We start from the raw sequence: 8,259 nt of genomic DNA on the forward strand, positions 1-8,259 counted from the left end.
GTTGGTATATGTTTATAAGAGACAGCGAATCGACTTGCGGCGTTCCATTCCGTTCCGCCTCGTTCCACCGGCCCGTCAGCGGCCGGGCAGCGGAACGTCGCGGCGGAGCGCGACCCCGGCGTCGGCGGCACGGGTGGCGATCGTGGCGACGGCGCGTTCGGCGAGGGCCGCGATGGTCAGTGAGGGATTGACGGTGAGGGAGGTGGGGACGGCTGCGCCGTCGGTGACGAACAGTCCGCTGTGGCCGCGTAGTTCATGGCCGTCGGTGAGCGCGCTGGTGGCGGGATCGTCGCCGATCCGCGCCGAGCCGAGCGGATGGGCCGTGACGGTGCCGGCTACGTCCTCGCTCCACGGGCGGACCCGTGAGAGGCCGTCCTTCTCCAGGATTTCCCGCAGCGCGGTGTCGGCCCGGTCCCATGCCCGGCGGGTACGGGAGGTGGGGTGGTAGGTCATCGTGCCCTGTCCGAGCCCTGGCGCCAGCCGGGTGAAGCTGCCGGTGAGCGGGACGACTCCGAAGGTGCCTTCGTTGTCGTCCTCGGTCATGGCCAGCAGGGTGAGCCAGGAGCGCCACCGGGCCCGCATGTTCCGCTTCTCGATGCCGAACCAGGCGGGCGACCCGGCGGTCTGGGCCAGCACATTGGTCAGCGGGGGGAAGTAGATCTGCTGGAGGGTGAAGCGGCTGTACTCCGGGGCGGCCGGGTCCAGGTGGTCGTAGGTGGCGGCGGTGATGGGCCGGCCCACGGGCAGCCCACGGTAGGCAGAACCGTCGGGACGTGACAGCCCCAGCAGTGAGCGCGCCTTGTCCTCGACGATGTCGGCGACACTGACGCGGTCGCCGTTGCCGGAGAAGTAGCGCCCCACCGCGTCCGGGATGCCCCCGAGGAGGAGAGCGGAGCGCTGGAGGATCACGGGCGTGCCCACGGCCCCGGCGGCGAGGACGACGACCTTGGCGTGGATCACCCCGGCCTGCGCGGTGCAGCTGTAGTCGCCGGGGTCCAGGACGGTGTAGCCGACGGCGTAGCGATAGCCGGACAGCGGCGACGGGGTGACGGTCTGCACCTCGTGCAGCGGGCGGATGTCAGCGCCGTGGGCCTCCGCCGCCGGCAGGTAGTTGAGCAGCAGGGAGCGTTTGGCGTCGAAGCGGCAGCCGGAGAGCATCCAGTTGCAGTTGGTGCAGGCGGTGGTGTCGACCGCGACCGGCACGGGATTGCAGGTGTGTCCGGCCCGCCCGCAGGCGGCGGCCAGGACCCCGCCCGCGTAGGACACGTCCGGCCAGTCGGTCCGGGTGACCGGCAGCGCCTCCTCGACCCGGTCGTACCAGGGGTCGAGGGCGGCCCGGGTCAGGGCGGCCGGCCACAGCCGGCGGCCGAGGCTGCCGTGGCGCTCGAAGACGAAGGACGGTGCGCGCAGTGAGGCGGCGAAGTAGACGACGCTCCCGCCGCCGACGCAGTTGCCGGCGACCACCGCGACTCCGTCGCCGCGGATCACGTCCACGATCTTGTTGTATGTGCCCAGGCGCATCGAGTGGGTGAAGTCGGCGGCGGCCGCACGGGGGCCGCGCTCCAGAACGGTGACGCGGGCTCCGCCCGCCGCGAGGTAGTAGGCCGGGATCGCGCCGCCGAAGCCACTGCCGATCACCAGGACGTCCGTGGTCTGCGCCGTCATGCCGGGCTCCCCGAAGCGGTCGTGTTCGGATGGAGTGCCGCGAGCTGGCGGCCGTAGGAGAAATCGGGGAAGCGCCACATGCCGTCCGGGTCCGGCTCGGGGAAGTGCAGCCATGTCAGTCCGGGATGGCCCTGGCCGAGGGCCTCGACGGTGTCCTGCTGTCCGGCGGTGTCGAACGCCAGCCCCACCAGCAGGCTCAGCACCTGCCAGATCGGCCGGTCCGGGTCGTCGGGGTCGAACAGGCCGCCGACCAGGGCGGTGCGGTCGGAGAAGGGCAGGCCCACGAAGGGCGGGAGCGTCGGGGGCAGCCAGATCAGCCGGAGGGCGGCATAGGCGACGGCGCGGGCGTCCAGCAGCGCCGCGATCGCTGGCAGCAGCGGCGCCACCGGCAGTTCGGGCGAGTGGAGGAGGCCGACGGCTCCGGCCTGTACCGCACCGGGGCCGGCGACCGCCCCGGCGACCGCCACGTCACCGGGAAAGCGGCGCTGGCCCGGGATCAGGGTGTCGGCGAACGCCTCGAGCGTCTGTGTCGTCCAGCTCTCGGACGCGTCGGACGCGTCGACCGCGGCGGCCGCAGGTGTCTCCAAACCGCCGACGGACAGTCCTGCGAGCGTGGTGACCAGTGCCTTGAGGATGGATCTCCGGTCGGGTCCGGTCATGGTGACTCACCCGGCCAGTGCGCAGCGCAGGTCGTAGGGCAGGGACACGGTCAGTCCGGTCTCACCCGCGGCCTGACCGTAGTCGCTCAACGCGCGGGCGACGTCGGGGAAGACCGGTTCAAGAGCGGCGACCGCGTCTCCGATGCCCACGGTGCGGCCGTCGATGCGGAAGTTGGTCAGGCGGGCTCCGGCCCGTCTCGCGGTCTTGTCCCACCAGTACTGACCGTCCCACGTCACCCATGGCGTCGCGCCGTGAGTGGACTGCACGCTCCAGTGGTCCTTCTGGTAGTAGCGGCAGGTCACCATGGCGATGGCGAACCGGGAGGGTTCGGCCACCAGGAACCGCAGGGCCCCTCCGTCGTCGATGGTGATGTCCCGCTTGCTGTACTCCACGCACAGCGGGTCGGCGAACGTCAGCCACCACGGCGGCTGCTCCCCCTCCCCGAACTCGTGCCAGGCGCAGCCGGCGGCGAACCCCGGCTCGACGAACGGATCCACGGACGCGTCTGCGGCCCCTGCGGTACGGGGCGCATGCCGGACCGGGCTCTCGCGGACGACCGGCTTCGACGGTGCTGCAACGGCGGTGCTGGTCGCGAGCAGCGCCGCGGACGCTCCCAGAACCAGCGCGCAGCCGGCTGCGGAGACACGAAGGCGCAGGGCAAACACGGGGCCTCCCGTAAGCGGAGCAGGGTGAGTGTCACTCAGGACTGGCTGCCGTCGCGGCGCGCTGTGCGGGGCGAGCGGCGTACCGAGGATGGGGCACACCGACCGGCCAGTACAAGAGGTGGGTCAGTGACTGAGCCACTGAGCCTGTGATAAGAACTGCCGTCAACTGTGCCTAGTGGCACGGTCGTTGCACTCCCGCCCGTCCGTCGCGGCCTGACGTGGCCGCTCCCGCCGGCGCGTCGCCACCCGCGTTGCGCATCACCGACCCGCCGGAGACGATTGTCATGAACAGAGCGAAAACATCACGTTCCTGCCGTCGGGGTGGACGACCCCTGCGCTGGGCCGTCGCCGCCGGCGCGGCGGCGGCACTGCTCGGCGTGGCGCAGCCTGCGCAGGCGCGGCCGACCGCCCCCGCCGCGGACGCTCACTACGCGGCCGACCACATCGGTTCCGCAATGCACGGGACCGCCTCGGCGTTCGCGGCGCAGGCGGCCACACCGCAGGGTGTCCCCGGACTCGACGTGAGCGCGTGGGAAGGACCCGTGGACTGGTCGTCGGTGGCTGCCGACGGGGCAGAGTTCGCCTATGTGAAGGCGACCGAGGGCGTCGGCTACGTCAGCGATACCTTCGATCAGCAGTACAACGGCTCGGCCGCCGCCGGGCTGTTGCACGGCGCCTACCACTTCGCCCTGCCCGACAGGTCCGACGGCACCACCCAGGCCGACTACTTCCTGAGCCACGGCGGGGGCTGGAGCGACGACGGCAGGACGCTGCCCGGCGTGCTCGACATCGAGTACAACCCCTACGGGACCACCTGCTACGGCCTCAGCCAGAGCGCGATGGTCACCTGGGTCGCACAGTTCCGCGACGAGTACCGGGCCCGGACCGGCCGTTACCCGATGATCTACGCGGGCCGCACATGGTGGACCGAGTGCACGGGCGACTTCACGGGATTCGCCTCCACCGACCCGCTGTGGACCGCGCACTACGCCTCCAGCGTCGGGCCCCTGCCGGGCGGCTGGAGCAACTACACCATCTGGCAGTACGCCGATGCCGGTACCTACCCCGGTGATCAGAACGTGTTCGCCGGAAGCCTCGCGGACCTGCGGGCGTTCGCCGCGGGTGACCTCGCGTCCGGCCAGGGCTGGCCCACCGTGCGGCAGGGGCAGAGCGGCTTCCAGGTCTCCGGCGCGCAGTACCTGCTCAATGCGCAGGGCGCGGGCCTCACGGTGGACGGCCGGCTCGGTCCCGCCACCGCGGGCGCCGTGCGCGCCTTCCAGAACGCCCACGGCCTCACCGCCGACGGCGTCGTCTCGGCCGCCACCTGGCAGCCGCTGGTCTCCTGACCGGGCGCACGGTGAGCCGGTGGCGGTCTGCCAGGACTTGGAGGGCCGGAAGACCTTCGGTCCGGTGAGCGACACCGCGGCCGTGATCCGGGTCGGGTCCGCGACCAGGGCGGCGGCGATGGCGAGCGCCGGTCCCTTCTGCTCGAGAAGGCCCGGCGTGGAGAACGCCGGGGAAGAGGGCGATGCGGGCCGCCCCGGCGGCAAAGGCGATCGCCTCGCCCGCCCGGCCGACCGCGTCGGCCATGGCCTGCTTGGGTTCGCCGACCCGCACCCGTTCGCGTTGGCGAAACATCAGGAAAGGAAGAAGTAGTCGGCGCCCACGCCGAAGAGCACGACGATCAGGACGGACGAGATCGAGCTGTCGGCCGGGAGGCCGACAGCTCGGTGGTGTACGCGTTCAGACCGTGGCCGAGGACGGACACCATTTCCGCTGGGACGAGTCCTGCAGCGCCCGTCGGGGTCGGCCGGCGTTGTCGCCGTCCATGGAACCAAGATCCGGACCAGCTGCGGGCGAAAGTCCTGCCGCCCTCTAGGAATCCGCTGTTCCAGCCGGTCGTCGCACGGCGCGGGAGCCGCCCGACAGGTCGGTCGCTCCCGCGCCTGGGGTGAATCGGCGTCGTCACGCGATGAGCAGGAGGAACAACAGGACGGCGACACAGCTCATGACGGCGAACCCGATCCGCCACCTGTCGTCCGGTGGCGGTTCCGCCCGGTGGGCCGCCGCCGGTGCCGCGTGACGGTCGAGGGGGCGGGCGGGCGGTTCGTCACGTGTCTCCCGCGCCGGTGCTCCGGGCTCGTTTCTCAGGTGGTGGACCAGTTCGAGCCATGCCTGGGACGGCAGGTCCGGGACGCCGTAGTCGCTGTCGCGGACGAGCAGTTCCAGGAAGCGGTGCTCCATGGGGTCGGCCCGCTTGCGGATGTCGCGGAACAGCGCCCTCACGTCGTCCCCGACACGCCGATGCCCGGTGTACGGCGATACGGCCCAGTGGAAGAGCCACACCGCGGTCTCGGCCGGATGCCATTCGCCCTGCCCGTCCGTCTCGCCGTGCCGTGGATCCTGGCCGCGCTGGAGGTAGAGCCGTGCTTTCAGCACTCCGCGGCATACGAGGATCGCTTCTCGCCGGGTGCGCCACGGAGTCCGGTCGGCCAGCGCGTCGAGGATGCGCTCGACACCCTGTCGCGTGATGCCCTTCGCACGCAACTTGCTGAGCAGTACCTCGTCGGGCAGCCTGCTGAGGTCGTTTCCGTTCGTCTGCCGGTTGTGCCTCCGTCGTGCGAGGGTCAGGCGGCGGAGCAGGCTGCGGCCTCGGGTGAGCGGAGGTGGCAGGGGCCGGCCAGGTCCGGCCTGCCGGTACGGGCCACGGTCCGGGAAGCCGTCGCCCCCCTGAGGCCGATGCTGCGGCAAGAAGTGATCCCGGGGGTGGGATCGCGCAGTGGCGTGTCGGATCGGCGGCACCAGGGGCCACTGCGCCCGGTGGCCCGACTGCTGCCAGGAGGTCGTCCACGGTGTCCGGTGCTGCGGATGCTGGAAGTGGTTTTCAGGCTGTGGCCGGAGAGACGACGGCGGTGCCGGTGGTGCTCCCGAGGCGGGCTCCGTCCCGTCGGGGGCGATGAAGGCCGTGGGGGAAGGCGCCATCGGGGCAGGGGCCGACCGGGGTACCGAGTGCTGTTCGGCCGAGCCGCCCCGCACGGCACGCTCGTCGTCGGTGCTCTGCGCCGGGGCCTGGGCGGGCGACGACGACGGTGGTTCGTGCACGGGGACGCCGGTGGTGCTCGCCGGGGACGGGCCGGCCGGGTGAGCGCGAAGCCGGTCCGTGCCCGGTTCCTCCTGCCCGCGTCCGGGGCCGCCGTCCGGCTCCGGCTCACCGGCACCGCCGAGCAGCGAATTGCCCGGGGTCGGATCCACGGCTGGTACCGGCCGAACCGCTGCCGGGCCCATCGGCTCCGCCGCGGGAAGGAGAGTCGCCTCCAGAAGTTGCCGCAGCGTGTGCAGCCGTTGTGGCAGGGGCAGCTCGGCCGCGCGAGGACACCGGCCGAGCACCCTACGGACCTCTCCCGCTTTGTTCGGCTCGGCCAGGAAGCGCCGCACGAGCTCCGCGGCGATCTGCTGTGCCTCGTCCTCCGGTGCGCTGCGAAGCGCGATGCGCTCCACTCGTGCGTCCCCGGTCGCCGACCTCCGCCAGTCCGGAACGCCCACCACGCGCAGCCCGTGGCTGTCGGAGGTGTCGTACGTCGCATAGGTCCAGAAGTCCTGCCCGAGCCAGTCGCCGAAGATGCCGCACAGCCCCCAGATCAGCAGCGGTGTGTCGTTCGTTCCGGCGGCGGAGAACTCCGGGACGCGGACCGACATCAGATGGTCGGGGGTGCGCAGCAGTTGGGCCGCCACCACCGAGAGCGGCGCGCGCACTGCCGCCACCCGGGCCGCGAACCGCGCCCACTCCCGGTCCGCCGCTTCCCTCAACTCAGTGTGCGTCGCACGCCGCAGCCTGCGGGAGTCCGACTCGAACAGGCCGCCCATGGGAACGGGCACCGCAAGCCCGCTGAGCGTCAGGCAGAGCCTGGCTTTCAGGAGGCCCGCGCTTCCAATGAGCGCGTGTGACTCGGTACTGCCCCTGCCGTGGGCGTCGGATCCACGTCTGCGGTTGATGACGACGACTTCGCCGGTCTTCTCACGGATGTGGCGGACCTGGCTCGGCCAGTCGCTCCCTTCCACCACCAGCAAGGTGGCCAGTTCGTCCCGCAGTTCCTCGGCACGCTCCTTGCCGCACGAGTAGGCGACGGCGGTGACGCCCGTCCCGTCCCTGCCGCGGTTGCCCGCCCAGCGGAAGACGATCTGGTCGGGCAACTCCTCGCGACGCTGGTCCATGTCAGCTCACATCCCCCCGCGGGAGGGCCGGTGATGCGCGCCCTCGCCCAGCAGCCCGCACATGGCGAGGATCGACAGCAGCGGGCCCAGGACGCGCCGCGACCGCACCCCGTGGGGGAAGCGGCCGTGCGTCGGCTGGCCCCCCGTAGCCGAGGCGAAGTGCAGGGTGCAGCGCAGCGTGCTGTCGAACGGACGCAGCCAGGCGGGCCCGGCGTGGTGGCGCAGGAAGGCGTACACGTCGCGGCTCTCCTCACGCAGTCGCCGCGGGTCGAGCGGGTCCGTGGACGGCCGGCTGAGCCAGCGGTCGACCGGGGGCTCGAAACGCAGCAGGTCCGCCTTGCCCACCACCAGGGCCGTGGCCACGTCCAGGTAGCCGCCTTGGCGCGGCAGCCGGTCCAGGACGGTCTCGAAGGCGGGGTCGCTCTTGCCGACGTTCAGGCCGTACTGCTCGCGCGCCTCGTCGAGTTGCGGCAGGTCGCAGGCCAGCAACGGATCCACGACGAAGACGAGGGCGTCGACGCCCAGGAGGAAGCGCAGCAGCGTGTCGGTACGGACCAGGTCCTCACCGCCGAGGTCGAAGAACGCCACCGGTCTGACCTGGCCGTCCGCCCCGGTGAGCAGGAGCGCCTCGACGAATTCGGCGAACGGGGTCTGCGCGGTGGCTTCCAGCTGCTCGCCCGCCCGCAGCAGCGCGACCCGTTCCTTGATGAACACCGAGTGATCGGTCGGGTTCACGGACTGCCATGTCACCCCGTAGGGTTCGAGGCCGCCGTCGGTGATCTCGGCGACCATCTGGGTGAGGAGATGGCTCTTGCCGGTGCCCGACGTTCCGACCATCGCGATGGTCAGGGGGCGGCCGTGGGTCAGGTACGGAACCGGGATGTAGTGGTGGGTGACGCCTTCGGTGTTTCCGCACAGCTGGAAGGCCCCGCGCAGCACGTCGGCACGGCGCCGCGGATGGGGGTGGCCGGCGATGTCGAGGCGCTCGTACTGCAGCTTCTCGTTGCGGACGTACAGAGCCCGTTCGTCGTAGACGACGATCTCCAGGCAGTACGGG

General features: G+C 71.6%; 5 protein-coding genes and 2 pseudogenes. 1 reads left to right on the forward strand and 6 read right to left on the reverse strand.

Going from position 1 to position 8,259, the window contains the following annotated elements; translation table 11 throughout:
* Nucleotides 1–75 precede the first annotated feature (75 nt).
* The 3 genes from ACFW2E_RS26145 to ACFW2E_RS26155 are packed head-to-tail and all read right to left on the reverse strand — an operon-like array spanning nt 76 to nt 2,990.
* Nucleotides 76–1,665, reverse strand: coding sequence for a GMC family oxidoreductase N-terminal domain-containing protein (locus ACFW2E_RS26145; RefSeq protein ID WP_384469511.1), 1,590 nt, complete (start codon nt 1,663–1,665; stop codon nt 76–78).
* Nucleotides 1,662–2,324 (reverse strand): DUF5987 family protein, encoded by a 663-nt coding sequence (locus tag ACFW2E_RS26150; RefSeq protein ID WP_384469512.1) that lies wholly within the window; start codon nt 2,322–2,324, stop codon nt 1,662–1,664. The genes ACFW2E_RS26145 and ACFW2E_RS26150 overlap by 4 nt, the downstream gene beginning before the upstream one ends.
* Before the next feature lie 6 nt (nt 2,325–2,330).
* Nucleotides 2,331–2,990 carry a hypothetical protein gene (locus tag ACFW2E_RS26155; protein ID WP_384469513.1) on the reverse strand — a complete coding sequence of 220 codons (660 nt, stop codon included), beginning with the start codon at nt 2,988–2,990 and terminating at the stop codon, nt 2,331–2,333.
* 284 nt (nt 2,991–3,274) lie between these two features.
* Here ACFW2E_RS26155 and ACFW2E_RS26160 point away from each other — a divergent pair, with 284 nt between their 5' ends.
* Entirely contained in the window at nt 3,275–4,336 is a 1,062-nt protein-coding gene (locus ACFW2E_RS26160) for a GH25 family lysozyme (RefSeq protein WP_384469514.1), read from the forward strand.
* 27 nt (nt 4,337–4,363) lie between these two features.
* Here the strand turns inward: ACFW2E_RS26160 and ACFW2E_RS26165 are convergent.
* From ACFW2E_RS26165 to ACFW2E_RS26175, 3 genes and pseudogenes are all read right to left on the reverse strand, one after another.
* Nucleotides 4,364–4,740: pseudogene (locus tag ACFW2E_RS26165) on the reverse strand (MMPL family transporter); the annotation flags it as partial.
* Between the two features lie 215 nt (nt 4,741–4,955).
* Nucleotides 4,956–7,202 carry a hypothetical protein gene (locus tag ACFW2E_RS26170; protein WP_384469515.1) on the reverse strand — a complete coding sequence of 749 codons (2,247 nt, stop codon included), beginning with the start codon at nt 7,200–7,202 and terminating at the stop codon, nt 4,956–4,958.
* 6 nt (nt 7,203–7,208) lie between these two features.
* A pseudogene (locus ACFW2E_RS26175) lies at nt 7,209–8,259 on the reverse strand (hypothetical protein); the annotation flags it as partial.

The sequence above is a fragment of the Streptomyces sp. NPDC058964 genome (assembly GCF_042741275.1).
In the GTDB taxonomy this organism is placed as follows: domain Bacteria; phylum Actinomycetota; class Actinomycetes; order Streptomycetales; family Streptomycetaceae; genus Streptomyces.